The following is a 22,502-nucleotide window of genomic DNA, read 5'->3' on the forward strand; positions in this document are numbered from 1 at the left end:
GACCATGATGACCACCCGCGAGGAACGCGCCGTCGCGGCGCTGCGCGCGTCGCTGAAGGAGACCGAGCGGCTGCGCGAGCAGAACCGCAGGCTGCTGGCCGAGTCCCGCGAGCCGATCGCGATCGTCGGGATGAGCTGCCGGCTGCCCGGCGGTGTCGGCTCGCCCGAGGAGCTGTGGCGGCTGGTCGACACCGGCGGCGACGCGATCACCGGCTTCCCGGCCGACCGGGGCTGGGACCGCACGGCGACCGGGTTCGCCCAGGTGGGTGGGTTCGTCGACCACGCGACGGAGTTCGACGCGGGTCTCTTCGGCATCTCCCCGCGGGAGGCGCTGGCCATGGACCCGCAGCAGCGGCTGCTGCTGGAGGTCAGCTGGGAGGCGTTCGAACGGGCCGGGATCGCCCCGGACTCGGTGCGCGGCAGCCGGACCGGGGTGTTCGTCGGCGCGTCCAACTCGGGCTACGGCGCGGGTATGGAGGTACCGGACGAGGTCGCCGGGCACGCGCTGACCGGCACCGCGAACAGCGTGATCTCCGGCCGGGTGGCCTACGTGCTCGGGCTCGAGGGGCCCGCGATGACCGTGGACACGGCGTGCTCGTCATCGCTGGTCGCCCTGCACACGGCGGCGCAGGCGCTGCGGGCCGGGGAGTGCACGGCGGCGCTCGTGGCGGGCGTGACCGTCATGCCGTCCGCGGCGACGTTCGCGGAGTTCGCCCGGCAGGGCGGTCTGTCCGCCGACGGCCGCTGCAAGTCGTTCGCGGCCGCCGCCGACGGCACCGGCTGGTCCGAAGGCGTGGCGGTCCTGCTGGTGCAACGGTTGTCCGACGCGCAACGCGACGGGCGCACCGTGCTGGGGGTCGTCCGCGGCTCGGCGGTCAACGCCGATGGCGCCTCCAACGGCCTCACCGCGCCCAACGGTCCGTCCCAGCAGCGGGTCATCAAGGCGGCGCTGGCCAACGCCCGGCTCACACCGTCCGATGTGGACCTTGTCGAGGGGCACGGCACCGGCACCCGGCTCGGCGACCCGATCGAGGCGCACGCCCTGCTCACCACGTACGGCCGGGATCGCGAGCAGCCACTGTGGCTGGGCTCGCTCAAGTCGAACCTCGGCCACACCCAGGCCGCGTCCGGCCTGGCCGGCGTGATCAAGGTGGTGCAGGCGATGCGGCACGGCCGCATGCCGATGACCCTGCACGTCGACGAACCCACCCCGCACGTGCCGTGGTCGCGGGGCGCGGTGTCGTTGCTGACCGAGGCCCGCGACTGGGCCGCCGAGGACCGGCCGCGGCGCGCGGGGGTGTCGTCGTTCGGCATCAGCGGCACCAACGTGCACGTCATCGTCGAAGAAGCACCCGAGACGCCCGCGGTCACGCCGGAACCGGTCGAGCCGCCGTCACTCGTGCCGTGGGTGCTGTCCGCGCGGTCGGCCGAGGCGTTGCGGGCACAGGTCGAGGCCGTGCGCGCGCTGCCGGATTCGCCGCTGGACATCGGGTACTCCCTGGCCACGACCCGGGCGCGACTCGAACACCGCACGGTGCTGCTGGGCGACCGCGAACTGGCCAGCGGCGTGGCCGCGGACGGCCGCACGGCGTTCCTGTTCACTGGCCAGGGTTCGCAACGGATGGGTATGGGGCGCGAGTTGTACGCCGCGCACCCGGTGTTCGCGGCGGTGTGGGACGAGGTCGCGTCCCGGCTGCGGATTCCCTTGGACGACGAGGCTTCGCTGAATCAGACCGAGGGTGCGCAGGCAGCGTTGTTCGCGTTGGAAGTGTCGTTGTTCCGGTTGTTGGAGTCGTGGGGTGTCACGCCGGACTTCCTGCTCGGGCATTCGATCGGTGAGCTGGCGGCCGCACATGTGGCCGGGGTGTTGTCGTTGGACGATGCGTGCACGTTGGTGGCTGCTCGTGGTCGGTTGATGCAGGCATTGCCTTCTGGTGGGGCGATGCTGGCGGTGGAGGGCACCGAGGCCGATGTGCCTGCGGGGATCGACGTTGCCGCGATCAACAGTGCCACGTCGTTGGTGGTGTCCGGCACCGAGGCGGAGATTGAGGCACTTGCCGAGACCTGGCGGGCCGAGGGTCGGCGGGTGAAGCGGCTGACGGTGTCGCATGCGTTCCACTCGCGGTTGATGGAACCGATGCTTGACGAGTTCGCGACCGTCGCCGAGTCGTTGACCTACCACGAGCCGCGGATTCCGATGCTGGGGGCGGTGACCGATCCGGCGCACTGGGTGCGGCAGGTCCGGGACACGGTGCGGTTCGCCGACGGAGTGCGCCGGTTGCGCGACGAAGGCGTGGACACGTTCCTGGAGCTGGGGCCGGACCCCGTGCTCTCGGCGCACGTCGACGGATCGGTGGCCGTGCTGCGCCGTGGCCGCGACGAAGCCGAGACCGTGCTGGGCGCGGTCGCCGCCGCTCACGTCCGGGGTACCGCCGTGGACTGGGCCCGGCTGCTGCCCGGCGGCCGGCGGATCGAGTTGCCCACCTACCCGTTCCAGCGCACCCGCTACTGGATCGACCAGATCGCGGAACCCGTTGCCGAGCATGCCGATCCGGCCGAATCGCGGTTCTGGGCCGCGGTCGAGTCCGGTGACACCGGGACGCTCGCCGAGACGCTCGGCGCGGCACCTGCCGGGCTCGACACCGTCCTGCCCGCGTTGTCGGCGTGGCGCCGCGGCCGACGTGAGCAGTCCACTGTGGAGGGGTGGCGGTACCAGGTCCGCTGGCAGCCGGCCACCGCCCGCGCCGGCGCGCTGTCCGGCACCTGGCTCGTCGTCGGCGAGTCGGCGGAAGTCGTGCGGGCGCTGGAAACCGGTGGCGCCCAAGTCGTCCAGGCCGAACGGGCGTTGCCCGGCGACTGGGCCGGGGTGGTGTCCCTGCTGGACGTGCACCGCACGATCGAGCTGCTCAGGTCCGGCATCGGGCCCGTGTGGTGCCTGACCCGGGGTGCCGTCGCGACCGGCCGTTCGGATGTCGTCGCGGACCCGGGCCAGGCCCTGCTGTGGGGACTTGGTCGCGTCGCCGCGCTGGAGCACCCCCAGCGCTGGGGCGGCCTGGTCGACCTGCCCGCCGTGCTCGACGACCGGGCGGCGGCCCGGCTGGTCGCGGTGCTCGCCGACGGGACCGAGGACCAGGTCGCGGTGCGCGACTCCGGGGTGTTCGTGCGGCGGCTCGTCCGCGCGCCGCGCTCGACTGCGCCGGCCGGCTCGCCATGGAACACCGTGCTGATCACCGGCGGTACCGGGGCATTGGGAACGCACGTCGCGCGGTGGCTGGCCGAGCGCGGCGTTCGCCGGCTGGTGCTCACCAGCCGGCGTGGACCGGACGCGCCGGGTGCCGCCGAACTGGTGGCCGAACTGGCCGAGCTCGGCACGCAGGCCGTGGTCGTGGCGTGCGACGTCGCCGACCGGGACGCCGTCGCGGCACTGCTCGACGAACACCCCGTCACGGCCGTCGTCCACACCGCGGGCGTCGAAGGTTCCACCACGCTGGCCGAGCTGACCGGGGCGGACTGGGCGGAGGTGGTGCGCGCCAAGGTCGAGGGCGCACGCAACCTTGACGAGCTGGTCCCGGAGGCCGAGGCGTTCGTGCTGTTCTCGTCCATCGCCGGGACGTGGGGCAGCGGTGGGCAGGCCGCGTACTCGGCCGCCAACGCCTACCTCGACGCCCTCGCCAAGCAGCGCCGGGCTCGTGGCCTGGCCGCGACTTCCGTGGCGTGGGGACCCTGGGCCGGCACCGGCATGCTCGTGGACACCGCCGCGGCCGAGGACTACCTGAGCCGCCGCGGGCTCGCCGCCCTCGACCCGGCTCTCGCTCTGGCCGCGCTTGGTTCGGCCGTGGCCGCCGACGAGGCCTGTCTCACCGTCGCCGACGTCGACTGGACCCGGTTCGGGACCGCGTTCACCGCCGCCCGCCCGAGCCCGCTGCTGAGCGAGCTGCCCATCGGTGCGCCCGAGGTGGTAGCGGCCGAGGGCGTGCCGGAACTGGTCGAGCTGTGGTCGGGGCTGAACCCCGAGGAACGCCAGCGCGCGGTCACCGAGGCCGTCCGCGCCGAAACGGCCGCCGCGCTCGGGCACACCGACGCCGCGGCGGTGGATCCCACCCGGCCGTTCCGGGATCTCGGCTTCGACTCGCTGACCGCGATCGAGCTGCGCGACCGGCTCGGCCGGCTGACCGGGCTCGCACTGCCCGCGAGCCTCGTCTTCGACTACCCGACGGCCACCGCCCTGACCGGCCACCTCATCGGCCGGCTCTTCGGCGGCGCGGCCGAAGCGACGACCGGCGCCACCACGTCCCTTGTGGACGATGACCCGATCGTGATCGTCGGGATGAGCTGCCGCTACCCGGGTGGCGTGGCTTCGCCGGAAGCCTTGTGGGGCTTGGTGTCCTCCGGTGGGGACGCCATGGGCCCGTTCCCGGTCGACCGTGGCTGGGACCTCGACGCCCTGTTCGACGACGACCCTCATGCGGTCGGCACGTCCTACGCCCGAGAAGGCGGGTTCCTCGCCGGTGCCGCGGAGTTCGACGCGGGGTTGTTCGGCGTCTCGCCACGCGAGGCGGTGGCGATGGATCCGCAGCAGCGGTTGTTGCTGGAGGCGTCGTGGGAGGTGTTCGAGCGGGCCGGGATCGACCCCCGCTCGGTGCGCGGCAGTCGCATCGGCGTCTTCGCCGGCACCAACGGTCAGGACTACACGCAGTTGACCTTGCGCAACGCCGAGGCGTTGGAAGGGCACCTCGGCACGGGTGCGGCGGCGAGCGTGCTGTCGGGCCGGGTGGCGTATGCGTTCGGGCTGGAAGGTCCGGCGGTCACCGTCGACACCGCGTGCTCGTCCTCGTTGGTGGCACTGCACTTGGCGGTGCAGGCGTTGCGGGCGGGGGAGTGCACCCTGGCCCTGGCCGGTGGCGTGACGGTGATGGCGACACCGGGGGCGTTCGTGGAGTTCAGCCGGCAACGCGGCCTGGCGGTCGACGGGCGGTGCAAGGCATTTGCCGAGGCAGCCGACGGCACAGCCTGGTCCGAGGGCGTCGGGGTCGTTCTGGTCGAGCGGCTGTCGGACGCCCGCCGCAACGGCCACGAGGTGCTCGCGGTGGTGCGCGGGTCGGCGGTGAACCAGGACGGTGCGTCGAATGGGCTGACCGCGCCGAACGGCCCGTCGCAGCAACGCGTGATCCGGCAGGCGCTGGCCGCGGCCGGGCTGGCACCGTCCGATGTGGACGTCGTCGAAGCCCACGGCACCGGCACGACCTTGGGCGATCCGATCGAGGCCCAAGCCGTCCTGGCCACCTACGGGCAGGACCGGGACCGGCCGTTGTGGCTGGGTTCGGTGAAGTCGAACCTCGGGCACACGCAGGCCGCGTCCGGCCTAGCCGGCGTGATCAAGATGGTCATGGCCATGCGGCACGAGACGGTGCCCGCGACGCTGCACGTCGACGAGCCGTCGTCGCATGTGGACTGGACGGCCGGCGCGGTGGCGTTGCTGACCGAACCGCAAGCGTGGCCGTCGGACGGCACCCGCCGGGCAGGGGTGTCGTCGTTCGGGATGAGCGGCACCAACGCGCACGTGATCCTCGAACAGGCGCACGCGCTCGACCCGGTCGAAGCCGCCGCGGTGGACGGGGTGTTCCCGCTGGTGGTGTCCGCGCAGTCGGCGGCCGGGCTGGCCGATCAGGTCGAGCGGGTTCGTTCGTTCGAGGGCGGCCGGCCGGTCGACGTGGCGTTGTCGCTGGCCACCACCCGGGCCGAGTTGGAGCACCGAGCGGTCTTGCTGGGGGAGGCGACTCTCACGGGTGCGGTGACCGAAGGGCGGACGGCCTTCCTGTTCACCGGGCAGGGCGCCCAGCGCGTCGGCATGGGCCGCGAGCTGTACGAGGCGTTCCCGGTGTTCGCCGACGCGTTCGACGCCGTGTGTGCCCGCCTCGACCTCGGGCTGAAGCCTGTGGTGTTCGAGGGTGCGGCGCCGCTGGACCAGACGCTGTACGCGCAGACCGGGTTGTTCGCGCTGGAAGTGGCGTTGTTCCGGTTGCTGGAGTCGTGGGGTGTGCGGCCGAGCCACGTCCTGGGGCATTCGATCGGTGAACTCGCGGCCGCACATGTGGCCGGGGTGTTGTCCTTGGACGACGCGTGCACGTTGGTCGCGGCCCGTGGCCGCTTGATGCAGGCGTTGCCGAGCGGTGGCGCCATGCTCGCGGTCGAGGGCACGGAAGCCGACGTGCTCGCGGGTATCGACATCGCGGCGATCAACAGTCCGACTTCGCTGGTGGTGTCCGGGACGGCGGACGAGATCGCCACGGTGGAAGAGACCTGGCGTGCCGAGGGGCGCCGGGTCAAGCGGCTGACGGTCTCGCATGCGTTCCACTCGAAGCTGATGGAACCGATGCTGGCCGAGTTCGCCGCCGTGGCGGAGTCGTTGACCTACCACGAACCGCGGATCGCGATGTTCGGCGAGGTCACCGATCCGGGCTACTGGGTGCGGCAGGTCCGGGACACGGTGCGGTTCGCGGACGGCGTCGAGTGGCTGCGTGACGCCGGGGTGGACACGTTCCTCGAGCTGGGACCCGATCCGGTGTTGTCGGCCCACGTCGAGGACTCCGCCGCCGTGCTCCGGCGCGGACGCGACGAGGTCGGCACGCTGTTCACCGCCGTCGGCTCCGCGTGGGTGCGGGGCACCGGGATCGACTGGGGCGGCGTGTTCGGCACCTGGGACGCACGCGTCGTCGCCGTGCCGACGTACGCCTTCCAGCGGGAGCGGTACTGGGCGGCGGTGCAGGAGCCGCTGCTCGGCGCCGCCGTGTCGCTTGCCACCGGCGACGGGGTCGTGCTGAGCGGACGGCTGTCCCCCTCGGCCCAGCCGTGGCTGGCCGACCACCAGGTGCTCGGCGCCGTGGTCGTCCCCGGCACGGCATTGGTCGAGATGGTGCGGCATGCCGGTGCCGAGGTGGGCCGCCCGGTGATCGACGAGCTGACGCTGCAGGCGCCGCTCGTGGTGCCGGGGCGCGGCGCTGCCCAGGTCCAGGTGCTGGTCACCGACGAGCGGGTCGAAGTGCACGCCCGCACCGGCGACGGGCAGGCGTGGACCTGCCATGCCGTTGGGGTGCTGGGTGCGAACACCCGGCCGGTCGCTCGCCTCGAAGCGTGGCCACCGGCCGGTGCCGAGGTCGTTGCGCTCGACGGCGTGTACGACGGGCTGGCCGCCGCCGGGCTGGATTACGGGCCGGCGTTCCGTGGCCTGCGGTCGGTGTGGCGAGCCGGTGACGAGGTGTTCGCCGAGGTGGCGTTGCCGGATCCGGCCCAGGCCGGGGCGTTCGGCCTGCACCCGGCGCTGCTCGACGCGGCCCTGCACGCGCTCGGTGCCGCCGGGCTGATCGAGGGCGACACCGCGCGGCTGCCGTTCGCCTGGTCGGACGTCGTGCTGCACGCCGTCGGCGCGGCCGCGTTGCGGGTCCGGCTGACGCTGATCGCACCGGACACGGTCTCGTTGGAGGCATACGACGCCGCCGGAGCACCCGTGGTGTCAGTCGGGTCGTTGGCGTTGCGCGCGGTCACCGACGCACCCGCGCGGGCCGTGGACGATGCGTTGTTCGCCGTCGAGTGGACGCCGATCACCGTGCCCGACTCGGACGTCCAGCCCGACGTGGTCGTGTTGCCGACCGGCTCGGTGCGCGAGGTCGCGCATGCCGCGTTGGCGATCGTGCAGGAGCGCTTGGCCTCGGACGACGATGCGCCGTTGGTGATCGTGTCGCGCGGTGCGGTCGTGGCCCGTCCCGGCGATGTGGTGACCGATCTGGGCGCTGCGGGCGCGTGGGGGTTGGTGCGCTCGGCGCAGTCGGAGCACCCAGGCCGGTTCGTGCTCGTGGACGGCGACGAGGTGCCGGCCGGCGTCGTGGCACTGGACGAACCGCAGCTCGCGGTGCGTGATGGCGAGGTGTTCGTGCCGCGGTTGGCGCGGGCCGCGTCCCTGCTCGTGCCCGACGCTCCTGAGTGGACGCTCGAAGGGGCGATGGAAGACCTGGCTCTGGTCGAGGCGTCGTCGGAGCCGTTGCACCCCAACGAGGTGCGCGTCGAGGTGCGTGCGGCCGGCATCAACTTCCGGGACGTCCTGATCGCACTGGGCACCTATCCCGAGGCCGCGTCTATGGGGTCGGAGGCGGCTGGCGTGGTGGTCGAGGTCGGTGCCGACGTGACCGACCTGGCGCCCGGAGACCGGGTGTTCGGGCTGGTGACCGGTGGCTTCGGCACGCGGGCCGTGACGGATCGGCGGCTGCTGGCGCCGATGCCGCCCGGCTGGTCGTTCACCGACGCGGCGTCCGTGCCCATGGTGTTCCTGACTGCTTACTACGGCCTGGTCGACCTGGGCCGGCTGCAGGCCGACGAGTCGGTGCTGATCCACGCCGCCGCGGGTGGCGTGGGCATGGCCGCGTCGCAGGTGGCGCGGCACCTCGGTGCCGAGGTCTACGGCACGGCGAGCCCGGCCAAGTGGGACGCCACCGGTTTGCCCTCCGAGCGCCTGTCGTCCTCGCGGGACACGGCCTTCGCGGACAAGTTCGGCCCGGTGGACGTGGTGCTGAACTCGTTGACCGGTGAGTTCATCGACGCGTCGCTGGGTTTGCTCAACGCGGGTGGCCGGTTCATCGAGATGGGCAAGGCGGACCTGCGTTCGCCGGAAGGTGTGGACTACCAGGCGTTTGACCTGAGCGAAGCGGGTCCGGACCGCGTGCAGGAGATGCTGGTTGCCTTGCTCAATCTGTTCGCGGCCGGTGAGTTGACGCTGTTGCCGGTGCGGGCGTGGGATGTGCGGGACGCGCAGGCTGCGTTCCGGTTCATGGGGCAGGGCAAGCACATCGGCAAGAACGTGTTCACGATCCCGCGTGCGCTGGATCCCGAGGGCACGGTGCTGATCACCGGTGGCACTGGAACTTTGGGCACGCTGTTGGCAGAGCATTTGGTTGCTCAGCATGGTGTTCGGCGTCTGGTGCTGGCCAGTCGTAGTGGCGGTGCGGCCCCGGAGTTGGACGCGGACGTGCGGGTTGTGGCGTGTGACGTCTCGGACCGGGCCGCGTTGGCTGAGCTGGTGGCGTCGATCCCGGATCTGACCGGGGTGGTGCATGCGGCCGGGGTGACCGATGACGGGATCGTCGAGTCGTTGAACCCGGACCGTGTGGACGCTGTGCTGGCCAAGGCGGACGGGGCGGTGGCTTTGCACGAACTCACCGCGGATCTCGATCTGGCGATGTTCGCGTTGTATTCGTCGGCGTCGGCGTTGTTCGGCACGCCGGGTCAGGCGAACTACGCTGCGGCGAACGCGGTGCTCGACGGTCTGGTGCATCAGCGCCGCGCCGCCGGGCTGCCGGGCGTGGCGCTGGCGTGGGGGCTGTGGGAACAGTCCAGTGCCCTCAGCGGCGACCTCGGTGCGGCCGACCGAGCTCGGCTGGGTGGGTCGCTGTCCACTCGGGACGGACTGGCTCTGTTCGACCTCGCCCACCGGGGTGCCCTGGCCAACGTCGTGCCGATGCGGCTGGGCCCGCTCACCGGCGACGTCCCGCCGTTGCTGCGGGGCCTCGGGCGGGCGAAGCCGCGGCAAGCGGCCGTCGGCACGGCGGCCACCTTCGCCGATCAGCTGGCGGGCCGATCCCGTGACGACGTGCACCGGATGCTGGTCGACCTGGTGCGGGCCGAGGCCGCCGCCGTGCTCGGGCACGGAACGCCCGACGCGGTCGCGCCGGGCAAGGCGTTCAAGGAACTCGGGTTCGACTCGCTCACCTCGATCGAGCTGCGCAACCGGGTCGCGACCGCGACCGGGCTTCGGCTGCCGGCGACCCTGGTGTTCGACCACCCGACCGCCGACGCGCTGGCCGGCCGCCTGCTGACCGAGCTCGTCGGTGACCAGCCGGCCGTCGTCGAGGCCGCACGGGCGGCGACCGACGACGACCCGATCGTGATCGTCGGGATGAGCTGCCGCTACCCGGGCGGCGTCGACTCGCCCGAGGAGCTGTGGCGGCTGGTCGAGTCCGAAGTGGACGCCGTCGGCGCGTTCCCGGTCGACCGCGGCTGGGACCTCGACGGTCTCGCCGTGCGCAGCAGCACGCACGAGGGCGGCTTCGTCCACGACGCGGGCGAGTTCGACGCCGACCTGTTCGGCATCTCCCCGCGTGAAGCGCTGGCGATGGACCCGCAGCAGCGGTGGCTGCTGGAGGCGTCGTGGGAGGCGTTGGAGCGGGCCGGCATCGCGCCGATGTCGTTGCACGGCAAGCCGGTCGGCGTGTTCGTCGGCGTGGCCAACTCGCTGTACGGGCTCGGCGGCGAGCTCCCCGACGAGGTCGTCGGGCTGTCGTTGACCGGCACGTCGACGAGCGTCGCGTCCGGCCGGATCGCCTACACGTTCGGGCTCGAAGGCCCGGCGATGACCGTGGACACGGCGTGCTCGTCCTCTCTGGTGGCGTTGCACCTGGCGGCGCAGGCGGTGCGTTCGGGCGAGTGCACGATGGCGATCACCGGCGGCGCCACGGTCATGGCGTCACCGGGCATCTTCACCGAGTTCACCCGGCAGAACGGCATCGCCGCCGACGGCCGCTGCAAGTCGTTCGCCGACGCCGCCGACGGCACCGGTTGGTCCGAGGGCGTCGGCGTGTTGGTGGTGGAGCGGTTGTCGGATGCTCGTCGGCTGGGTCATGAGGCGTTGGCGGTGGTGCGGGGTTCGGCGGTGAATCAGGATGGTGCGTCGAATGGGTTGACGGCGCCGAATGGTCCTTCGCAGCAGCGGGTGATTCGTGCGGCGTTGGTGTCGGCTGGTTTGTCTGCGTCTGATGTGGACGTGGTGGAGGCGCATGGCACTGGGACGACTTTGGGTGATCCGATCGAAGCCCAAGCTGTGCTGGCTACCTACGGCCAGGATCGCGACCGGCCGTTGTGGCTGGGTTCGATCAAGTCGAACCTGGGTCACGCGCAGGCGGCAGCTGGTGTGGCCGGCGTGATCAAGATGGTGATGGCGATGCGGCATGGTGTGCTGCCGAGGACTTTGCACGTTGATGCGCCGTCGTCGCATGTGGACTGGTCGTCGGGTGCGGTGTCGTTGCTGACCGAGGCGCAGCCGTGGGCCTCGGACGGGCCGCGCCGCGCTGGGGTGTCGTCGTTCGGGGTCAGCGGCACCAACGCGCACATCATCCTGGAGGCGCCGGTCGAAGAGGTCACCGAACGTGCGGTGATCGCGCCGCCGGTGGTTCCGTGGGTGGTATCGGCGAAGTCCGAGGGCGCGCTGCGCGCCCTGCTGGATCGGCTCGCCGCCCACGACGGTGAGCCGGTGGACGTCGGCTACACCCTGGCCACTGCGCGAACGACCTTGGAGCACCGCGCGGTCGTCGTGGGCGACGCGGTCGTCACGGGTGCCGCCGGCAGTGGGCGGACAGCGTTCTTGTTCACCGGTCAGGGTTCGCAGCGCGTCGGCATGGGCCGCGAGCTGTACGCCCGGTATCCGGCGTTTGCGGCGGCGTGGGACGAGATCGCGTCCCGGCTCCGGATTCCCTTGGAGGACGCGGAATCGCTGAACCAGACCGAGGGCGCGCAGGCGGCCTTGTTTGCGCTGGAAGTGTCCTTGTTCCGGTTGCTGGAGTCGTGGGGCGTCACGCCGGATCACCTTCTGGGGCACTCGATCGGGGAGATCTCGGCCGTACATGTGGCCGGGGTGTTGTCGCTCGATGACGCGTGCACGTTGGTCGCTGCTCGGGGTCGATTGATGCAGGCTTTGCCGGCCGGTGGGGCGATGCTCGCGGTCGAGGGCACCGAAGCCGAGGTGCCGGACGGGATCGACATCGCGGCGATCAACAGTCCGACATCGTTGGTGGTGTCAGGGACCGAGGAGGAGATCGCTGGGCTCGAAGAGCTGTGGAAGGATCGGCGGACCAAGCGGCTGACGGTCTCGCACGCGTTCCACTCCAAGCTGATGGAACCGATGCTCGAGGATTTCGCGACGGTAGCGGAGTCGTTGACCTACCACGAGCCGCGGATTCCGATGTTCGGTGAGGTCACCGATCCGGCCTATTGGGTGCGGCAGGTCCGGGACACGGTGCGGTTCGCCGACGGAGTGGGCCGGTTGCGCGCCGAAGGCGTGGACACGTTCCTGGAGTTGGGACCTGACCCGGCGTTGTCCGTGCACGTCGAGGGAGCGGTGCCGCTGCTGCGGCGGGACCGCGACGAGAGCGAGACCCTGCTGACCGCTGTTGGTACCGCGTGGGTGCGCGGACGCGCGGTGGACTGGGCCGCGATGTTCTCCCCGTGGGGTGGCCGACGCGTGGCCGTGCCGACGTATGCGTTCCAGCGTCAGCGGTTCTGGTTGGAGCCGAAGGTGCCCGCGGTCGACGCGGTGGACACGGAATTCTGGGCGGCGGTCGACGCCGAGGACGCCGACGTGCTGGGCCGTGAGCTGGCGACTGTGTTGCCGGAGTTGTCAGCGTGGCGGCGGGAACGGCAGGAGAAGTCCACTCTGGACTCCTGGCGGTACACCGAGTCGTGGCAGCCCCTGCCCGCCGCCAGCGCCTCGATCGCCGGGACCTGGCTCGTGGTCGGCGGCGGCGAGGATGGCAGTGACGTCGTTGCCGCGCTGGAACACGCCGGCGCGAAAGTCCTGCGCGACCCGGCCGAGTCGGTCGAGTGGGCTGGAATCGTGTCGCTGCTGGATGTCCGCGGCACTCTTGAGCTGCTGCAAGCGGAGCTTGGCGCACCGATCTGGGCGGCAACGCGAGGTGCGGTATCCGTCGGGCGTGCGGATGCCGTGCGCGACCCAGACGCGGCGCAGGTGTGGGGCCTGGGCCGGGTCGCGGCGTTGGAGCTGCCGCACCGATGGGGCGGGCTGATCGACCTGCCCACCGAACTCGACGACCGGGCCGGCGCCCGCTTGGTGTCGGTGCTGACCGGCCGCGAAGACCAGGTCGCGATCCGGGACAGCGGGGTGTTCGCCCGCCGGCTGCGCCGCGCGTCGCTGCCGGCCGAGCTCGCCGAATGGCGGCCGTCGGGGGCGGTGCTGGTCACCGGGGGCACCGGGGCACTCGGCACGGAGGTGGCCCGCTGGCTGGTCGAGCGAGGCGCGGAGAAGCTCGTGCTCGTCAGCCGTCGTGGGGCGGACGTGCCTGAGTTCGGCGTGGCGACCGTGGTGGCGGCCTGCGATGTCACCGACCGGGACGCGCTGGCCGCGCTGCTGGCCGAACACCCGGTCACGGCCGTGGTGCACGCCGCCGGGGTCGACGGCATGACGCCGTTGACCGACCTGTCGACGACTGAATTCGACGAGATCACCCGGGCCAAGGTGCTCGGTGCCGCCAACCTCGACGCGCTGCTCCCGGACGCCGAGGCGTTCGTGTTGTTCTCCTCGATCGCAGCGACCTGGGGCAGCGGCCGACAGGCCGCCTATGCCGCGGGCAACGCCTTCCTCGACGCCCTCGCCCGGCGGCGGCACGCCGAAGGCCGCGCGGCCACCTCGATTGCTTGGGGGCCATGGGCCGGCGCGGGCATGGCCGGCGAGGCGCACGACTACCTGGCGCGCCGTGGCCTCACCGCGATGGCGCCGAAGCTCGCGATCACCGCGCTGGCCCAGGCGGTCGACCACGGCGAGACCTGCGTGACCGTGGCCGACGTCGACTGGGCCCGGTTCCTGGCCGCGTTCACCGCCGCCCGGCCGAGCCCCCTGCTCGCCGGGTTCGCGGAGGTCCCGGTCAAGGCGGCGGTGGAGGTCGAACCGGTCGAGCTGCCGGATGCCGACGCCGTGCTGGAACTGGTCCGCACCCAGGTAGCGGCCGTGCTGGGGCACGCGGACGGTGCGGCCGTCGACAGCGGCCGGGCGTTCTCCGACCTCGGCCTCGACTCACTGACCGCCGTCGAGCTGCGCGACCGCCTCGCCGCGGCCACCGGGCTCGCCCTGCCTGGCGGGCTGGCGTTCGACTACCCGTCGGCTTCGGCGTTGACCGCGCACCTGATGACCCGGCTCACCGGCACGACCGTCCAGCGCAGCACCACGGCGGTGGTCGCCGCGGACGAGCCGATCGCGATCGTGGGCATGAGCTGCCGCTATCCCGGCGGGGTGGCCTCGCCCGAGGACCTGTGGGACCTGGTGGCGTCGGGCATCGACGCGATCTCCGGATTCCCCACCGACCGCGGCTGGGACACCTCGGGCCGCGACTACGCCGCCGTCGGCGGGTTCGTGCACGACGCCACCTCCTTCGACGCCGGCCTGTTCGGTGTCTCGCCCCGCGAGGCGGTGGCGATGGACCCGCAGCAACGACTGGTGCTGGAGGCATCCTGGGAAGTCGTGGAGCGCGCGGGAATCGACCCGCTGTCGTTGCGGGGCAGCCGGACCGGCGTGTTCGTCGGCGCGTCGAACTCGTTCTACGGCACCGGCGACCTGCTGTCCGACGAACTGGCCGGCCACTTCCTGACCGGTACCGCGAACAGCGTCGTCTCCGGTCGGGTCGCCTACTCCTTCGGGCTGGAAGGCCCGGCGGTCACCGTGGACACGGCGTGCTCGTCGTCGCTGGTGGCGTTGCACTGGGCAGCGCAGGCTCTGAACCGGGGTGAGTGCGATCTCGCGTTGGCCGGTGGTGTCGCGGTGCTGACCACCCAGGCCGGGTTCGCCGAGTTCGCTCGTCAGGGCGGGTTGGCCGCGGACGGCCGGTGCAAGCCGTTCGCGCAGGCCGCCGACGGGACGGGCTGGGCCGAGGGTGTGGGGATGCTGCTGGTGGAGCGGCTGTCGGATGCTCGTCGCAATGGTCACCGGGTGTTGGCTGTGGTGAAGGGTTCGGCGGTCAATTCCGATGGTGCGTCGAACGGCTTGACCGCGCCGAATGGCCCGTCGCAGCAGCGGGTCATCTCCGCCGCGCTGGCCACGGCGGGTCTTGCACCGTCCGATGTGGACGCCGTGGAGGCCCACGGCACTGGTACCGCTCTGGGTGATCCGATCGAGGCCACTGCACTGCTGGCGACTTACGGTCAGGAGCGGGACCGTCCACTGTGGCTTGGTGCGCTCAAGTCGAACATCGGGCACACCCAGGCGGCCTCCGGGGTGGCCGGCATCATCAAGATGGTCATGGCCCTGCGGCACGACACCCTGCCGAAGACGCTGCACGTCGACGAGCCCAGCCGGCATGTGGATTGGGCGTCGGGTGCGGTGTCGTTGCTGACCGAGACGACGCCGTGGCCGCGGCGGGAAACCCCGCGCCGGGCCGGGATCTCGTCGTTCGGGATCAGCGGCACCAACACCCACACCATCATCGAAGAAGCGCCCGAAGCGGATCCAGGCGTCGAGTCGGCGCCGATGCAGGTCGTGCCCTGGGTGCTCTCGGCCCGCAGTGCCGCTGCGCTGCGCGCGCAGGCCGCCCGGCTGCGTGCGCACCCCGGCACAGCCGAGGACATCGGCTGGTCGCTCGCCACCACCAGGGCCGCGCTGGAGCACCGCGCGGTGGTGCTCGGCCGCGATCGCGACGACCTCGACCGTGGCCTGGGCACCCTCGACCTGCGCGGCACCGTGACCGACGGCAAGCTCGCGTTCCTCTTCACCGGCCAAGGCGCGCAGTGGGCGGGCATGGGACAAGCGCTGTACGCGGCCTACCCGGTGTTCGCCGACGCCATGGACGCGGTCTGCGCCCGGCTCGACCTCGACCGTCCACTGCGGACCGTGATGTTCGAGGACGGCGAACCCCTCGACCAAACCCAGTACACGCAGGCCGGGCTGTTCGCCCTTGAAGTCGCCTTGTACCGGTTGCTGGAGTCGTGGGGCCTCACACCCGACTACGTCATCGGGCACTCCATCGGCGAGCTGGCGGCGGCCCACATCGCCGGGGTCCTGTCCCTGGACGACGCCTGCACCCTGGTCGCCGCGCGAGGTGCGCTGATGCAGGCGTTGCCGGCGGGCGGGGCGATGCTGGCCATCGAGGCGACCGAGGCCGAAGTGGTGGAAACGCTGCCGGTGGGCGCCGACCTCGCCGCGGTGAACGGGCCGCGATCGGTCGTCGTGTCCGGCGACGAGGACGCCGTCGAACGGGTCGCCGCGCTCTGGGCCGGCCGCCGGACGAAGCGGCTCGTGGTGTCGCACGCGTTCCACTCGCACCGCATGGACCCGATGCTGGACGACTTCGCCGCCGTCGCACGGACGCTCACCTACCACCAGCCCAAGCTCCGCATGATCGCCGGCGACGTGACCGATCCGGCCTACTGGGTGCGGCAGGTCCGCGAGCCGGTTCGGTTCGCCGACGCCGTGCGGCAGCTCGACAACGTCACCACGGCCCTCGAACTCGGGCCCGACGCCGTGCTGTCCGCCCTCGTGGACACGGCGACGCCCACCCTGCGTCGCGGACGGGACGAACCGGAGACCGTGCTCGCCGCGGTCGGCACGGCCTGGGTGCGGGGCGCCTTCGTGGACTGGGCGAAGGTCTACGGGCACGGGCGCACGATCGACCTGCCGACGTATGCGTTCCAGCGCGAGCGCTACTGGCCGACCACCACGACCACGACAACGGACTCGATGCGCTACGCCGTCGAATGGCGGCCGGTGCCCGACACGCACGCCACCCTGACCGGCACCTGGCTCGTCGACGGGCCCGCGGACGTGCGAGACGCGCTGCGGGCCGGCGGCGCCGAAGTCGTTGCGCTGCACCTCGATGCGCTGCCCACCGACCCGGTCGCCGGAGTGGTGTCGACGGCCGGGCTCGCCGACACCGTGACCCTGGTGCAGGCGCTCGGCGCCGCCGGGATCGACGCCCCGCTCTGGTGCGTCACCCGGGGTGCCGTGGCGGTCGGGGCGACCGACGTGGCACCCGACCCGGCACAGGCCGCCGTCTGGGGACTCGGCCGCGTCGCCGCGCTGGAGCTGCCCGGCCGCTGGGGCGGCCTCGTCGACCTGCCGGCGGAGCTCGACGCGCGCTCGGCGGCCCGGCTCGTCGCGGTCGTGTCCGGGGCGCTCGCCGAGGACCAGGTGGCCGTGCGCGGTGCGGGGTTGTTCGGCCGGCGGCTGGCCCGCGCCCCACGGCGGGCGAGCGGCACACCGTGGACGCCGACCGGTCCGGTCCTCGTGACCGGCGGCACCGGGGCGCTCGGCGCCGAGGTCGCCGGCTGGCTGGCCGGGCGCGGCGTGCCGAAGCTGGTGCTGGCCAGCCGCCGGGGACCGCAAGCCCCGGGCGCCACGGAACTGGTCGCGCGGCTGGCCGAGGCGGGCACCGAGGCCGTCGTCGTCGCCTGCGACGTCGCCGACCGGGACGCGCTCGCGGCGGTGCTGGCCGAGCACCCGGTCACCGGGGTCGTGCACGCCGCCGGGGTCATCGCGGACGGCGTCCTGGAATCGCTGACCCCGCACCAGCTCGACGAGGTGATGCACGCCAAGGCGCATGCGGCGTGCATTGTGGACCAACTGACGACCGATCTGGACCTGTTCGTGGTGTTCTCCTCGCTCGCGGGCACGATCGGCAGCCCCGGTCAGGCCAACTACGCGGCCGCCAACGCCTGGCTCGACGCCTTGGTCGAGCGGCGCCGGGCCGAAGGCAAGGCCGCCACCGCGATCGCCTGGGGACCGTGGGCGAACGGCGGTATGGCCACCGACGACGTCACAGCCGAGCGGCTGCGGCGCGGCGGGATCCCGGCCATGGCGCCGGACCGCGCACTGGCCGAACTCGCCGCGGCGCTCGATGGCCAGGACAGCACGGTGCTGGTGGCCGACATCGACTGGACGCGGTTCGGCGCCGGCTTCACCGCGGCCCGCCCGAGCCCGCTGCTGGCCGACTTCGTGTCGGCGGCTCCGGCTCCGGCCACCGAAACCTGGCTGCCCGAAGGGACGCCGGCCGAGCGGACCCGGGCCATGCGCCGGCTGATCCGCACGCACGTCGCCGCGGTGCTGGGCTACAAGACCATCGAGGACGGGAAGACGTTCCGGGAGCTCGGTTTCGACTCCCTCACCGCGGTGGAGCTGCGCAACCGGCTCGGCGCGGCGACCGGGCTCACCCTGCCCGCGGGCCTGGTCTTCGACCACCCGACCCCGGACGCGCTGGGCGCGTTCCTGATCGAGAAGCTGACCGGTTCCGGCAGCGGCGCGGTGGAAGCGACAACGCAAGCGGCGCCGAGCGCCGACGAGCCGATCGCCATCGTGGCGATGAGCTGCCGGTTCCCCGGCGGGGTGGCCTCGCCGGAGGACCTGTGGGAGCTGGTGCGCTCCGGCACCGACGCCGTGTCGGCGTTCCCGGCCGACCGTGGCTGGCCGCTGGACACGTTGTTCGACGATGTCGATGGCGACCCGGACCGGCCCGGCACGAGCCACGCCCGCGAAGGCGCGTTCCTCTACGACGCCGGCGAGTTCGACGCGAAGCTGTTCGGCATCTCGCCACGCGAGGCGCTCGCCATGGACCCGCAGCAACGGTTGCTGCTGGAGGCGTCATGGGAGGCGTTCGAGCGGGCCGGGATCGACCCGCGCTCGGTGCACGGCAGCCGAACCGGCGTGTTCGCCGGCACCAACGGCCAGGACTACCCGGCGTTGCTCGGCGCGGAACCCGAGCTCGCCGGGCACATCGGCACCGGCAACGCGGCCAGCGTGCTGTCCGGGCGGGTCGCCTACACGTTCGGGCTGCACGGCCCGGCCATGACGATCGACACGGCGTGCTCGTCGTCGCTGGTCGCGCTGCACCTGGCTGTGCAGGCGCTGCGCGCGGGGGAGTGCACGCTCGCGCTGGCCGGCGGGGTCACCGTGATGGCCACGCCGGGGGCGTTCGTGGAGTTCAGCCGGCAACGCGGGCTCGCGCCCGACGGGCGGTGCAAGCCGTTCGCGGCCGCCGCCGACGGCACCGGCTGGGGTGAGGGCGTCGGCGTCCTGCTGGTGGAGAAGCTGGCCGACGCCCGCCGCAACGGCCACCCGGTGCTGGCCGTGGTGCGTGGCTCGGCGGTCAACCAGGACGGTGCGTCCAACGGGCTGACCGCACCGAACGGCCCCGCGCAGCAGCGGGTGATCCGCGACGCGCTGGCCGCCGCGCGCCTTCGTCCGTCCGATGTGGACGTCGTGGAGGCGCACGGCACCGGCACCGCGCTGGGTGACCCGATCGAGGCCGAGGCCCTCATCGCCACCTACGGCCACGACCGGGAGCGGCCCCTGTGGCTGGGTTCGGTCAAGTCCAACATCGGGCACACGCAGGCCGCGGCGGGCGTCGCCGGCGTGATCAAGATGGTCATGGCGGTGCGCCACGGCGTGCTGCCGAAGACCCTGCACGTCGACGCGCCGACCCCGCACGTGGATTGGGCTTCGGGCGCGGTCGCGCTGCTGACCGAGTCCCGGCCGTGGGAGTCCGCCGGTCCGCGCCGGGCGGCCGTGTCGTCGTTCGGGATCAGCGGCAGCAACGCCCACACGATCATCGAGCAGGCACCGGACGCACCTGCGGTCGAACCGGTGGACGCCGCGCCCGGGCTGCTGCCGTTCCTGCTGTCGGCCAACTCGGACAAGGCCTTGCGTGCCCAGGCCGCTCGGTTGCTCGACCACCAGCTCCGGCCCGCCGATCTGGCCGTGTCGCTGGCGACGAGCAGGGCCGCTCTGAACCGGCGCGCGGTCGTGCTGGCCCGTGACCCCGAGGAACTGCGGTCCGGGCTGACCACACTGGCCACCGGTGCCGCCGCACCGAACACGGTGTCCGGTAGACGAGAGCCCGGTGGGCTCGCCTTCTTGTTCACCGGTCAGGGTTCGCAGCGCGCCGGCATGGGTCGCGCGCTGTACGAGGCGTTCCCGGTCTATGCCGCCGCCGTGGACGAGATCGCATCCCGGTTGCGGATCCCGTGGGACGACGAAGAGTCGTTGAACCAGACCGAAGGTGCACAGGCCGCGATCTTCGCGCTCGAAGTGGCGTTGTTCCGGTTGCTGGAGTCGTGGGGCGTTGCGCCTGATTTCTTGCTGGGTCACTCGATCGGTGAGCTGGCCGCCGCGCACGTCGCCGGGGTGTTGTCGCTCGACGACGCCTGCGCTGTGGTTGCCGCGCGCGGGAGGTTGATGCAGGCGTTGCCGTCAGGTGGGGCGATGCTCGCGGTGGACGCGACCGAGGACGAGGTCCCCGACGGCATCGACATCGCGGCGATCAACAGTGCCCGGTCGCTCGTGGTGTCCGGCACCGAGGCGGAGATCGCGGCGGTCGAAGAGACCTGGAAGGACCGGCGGCACAAGCGGTTGACGGTCTCGCACGCGTTCCACTCCAAGCTGGTGGAGCCCATGCTGGCCGAGTTCGGGGCGGTCGCCCGATCGGTCACCTACCACCAGCCGGCGATCCCGATGCCCGGCGCCGTCACCGATCCCGAGTACTGGGTGCGGCAAGTCCGCGACACCGTTCGGTTCGCCGACGGCGTCCAGTGGCTGCGCGACGAGGGCGTGACCACGTTCCTGGAGCTGGGCCCGGACGCCGCACTGAGCGCCCACGTCGAGAACGCGGTCGCCACCCTGCGCCGCGACCGGGACGAAGTCGAGACGCTGCTGCGTGCGGTGGCCGAGCTGCACGTCGCCGGCCTGCCGGTCGACTGGCGCAGGATGGCCGAGCGCTGGGGTGGCCGAGCCGTTGCGCTACCCACGTACCCGTTCGACCGCGAGCGGTTCTGGCCGCGCGTGCCGGTGCGGAGCACCGATGACTGGCGTTACCGGATCGAGTGGAAGCCGGTGGCCGACCCGGTCGGCAGGCTCACCGGTACCTGGTTGGTCGCCGCCAACGGCGCCAACGCCGCCGAGGACATCAGCCAAGTGCTGCGGGCCTACGGCGCCGAGGTCACCACCATGGCCACCGGCACCGATCGTGCGGCGCTGGCCGAGCGGCTGACTGGATTGGACGTCGACGGTGTGGTGGCCACGCTCGCGGTGGACGAGCTGGTGACCCTGGCGCAGGCCTTGCCGGACGCCGGGATCACGGCGCCGCTGTGGGCGCTCACCCGTGGCGCTGTGAGCACCGGCCCGTCCGACGAGCTGGCCAATCCGCGTCAGGCCCAGGTCTGGGGCCTCGGCCGGGTGCTCGCCCTGGAACACCCGACGACGTGGGGTGGCCTCGTCGATCTGCCGGACCAACTGGATGACCGGGTGGGTGCCCGGCTCGCCGCGATCCTGTCCGGTGACTCCGGGGAGGACCAGGTGGCCGTGCGCTCGGCGGGGGTGTTCGTCCGCAGGCTCGGCCACGCGCCGCAGCAGCGCAAGCCGCTCGAGCCGTGGCGACCGACCGGCACCGTGCTGGTCACCGGCGGCACCGGCGCACTGGGCGCCCAAGTGGCCCGCTGGCTGGCCGAACGCGGCGCGCCGCGACTGCTGCTCACCGGTCGCACGGGCATGGCCGCGCCGGGTGCGGCGGAGCTCGTGGAGGAGCTGGCCGCGCTGGGCGCCACGGCGACCGTCGCCGCGTGTGACGTCGCCGACCGGGCCGCGCTGGAGGCGTTGCTGGCGACGGAAACGGTCACCGCCGTCGTGCACGCGGCCGGCGTCACCGGGACGGCCACCATCGCCGACACCACCGCGGCGGAGTTCGCAGACCTCCTGCGGGCCAAAGTGGACGGTGCGGCCAACCTGGACGCGCTGCTGCCGGACGTCGAGGTCTTCGTGCTGTTCTCGTCGATCGCGGCCACCTGGGGCAGTGGCGGCCAAGGCGCCTACGCCGCGGGTAACGCGTTCCTCGACGCGCTCGCCGAACACCGCCGGTCCCAGGGCCGGGCGGCGACGTCGATCGCGTGGGGGCCGTGGGCCGACACCGGCATGGCCGCCGACGCGGACGCCCGCGACTACCTGCGGCGTCGTGGGCTACAGGCGTTGCCCGGCCCGGCCGCCGTGGCCGTGCTGGCGCAGGCGGTGGACGCGGGCGAGACCTGCGTGACGGTCGCGGACGTGCGCTGGGAGCGGTTCGCCAGCGTCTTCACGCTCGCGCGGCGCAGCCCGTTGCTGGCCGACCTGCCGGAACTGCGCGCGCTCGGCGCGCAGGCCGACGAGCCGGAACCCGGCGACGGCACCCGGTTGCGCGACGAGCTGACCGGGCTGCCCGAGGCCGACCAGGAGAACGTGTTGCTGGAGCTGGTGTCCGGCGCGGTCGCCGCGGTGCTCGGACACACCAGCAGTGCTGAAGTCGAGCCGGCGCAGGCGTTCAGCGAGCTGGGCTTCGACTCGCTGACCGCCGTCGAGCTGCGCAACCGGCTGGTCGTGGGCACCGGGCTCACGTTGCCGGCGACCCTCGCCTTCGACTACCCGACCGCCCGCGACCTCGCCCGCCACCTGCGCACCGAGCTGGGCATCGGGGTCGAGGCCGGGGTGAGCGCGCTGCTCGCCGGGCTGGACGCGATGGACGAGGCGTTCCGCAAGGCGGCACCGGACGGGCTCACCCGGATGAAGGTCGCGGTCCGGCTGCGTGGCTTCCTCGACCGGTGGGCCGACGCCCGGTCCGCCGACTCGGCCGCACCCGGCGCGGGCGGTGCGGTGGACGACGAGCTGGCGTCCGCCTCCGACGACGAGATGCTCCGGATGGTGGAGGCAGAACTGGGGATCTGACCGG

General features: G+C 72.6%; 1 protein-coding gene. It reads left to right on the plus strand.

Going from position 1 to position 22,502, the window contains the following annotated elements:
• Window positions 1-7: 7 nt before the first annotated feature.
• A complete protein-coding gene (locus EV186_RS40265) occupies window positions 8-22,498 on the plus strand; it encodes a type I polyketide synthase (protein WP_133853367.1) in 22,491 nt (7,496 codons plus the stop codon).
• The last annotated feature ends 4 nt before the right edge of the window (window positions 22,499-22,502 follow it).

This window comes from Labedaea rhizosphaerae, assembly GCF_004362825.1.
GTDB classification, from domain to species: domain Bacteria; phylum Actinomycetota; class Actinomycetes; order Mycobacteriales; family Pseudonocardiaceae; genus Labedaea; species Labedaea rhizosphaerae.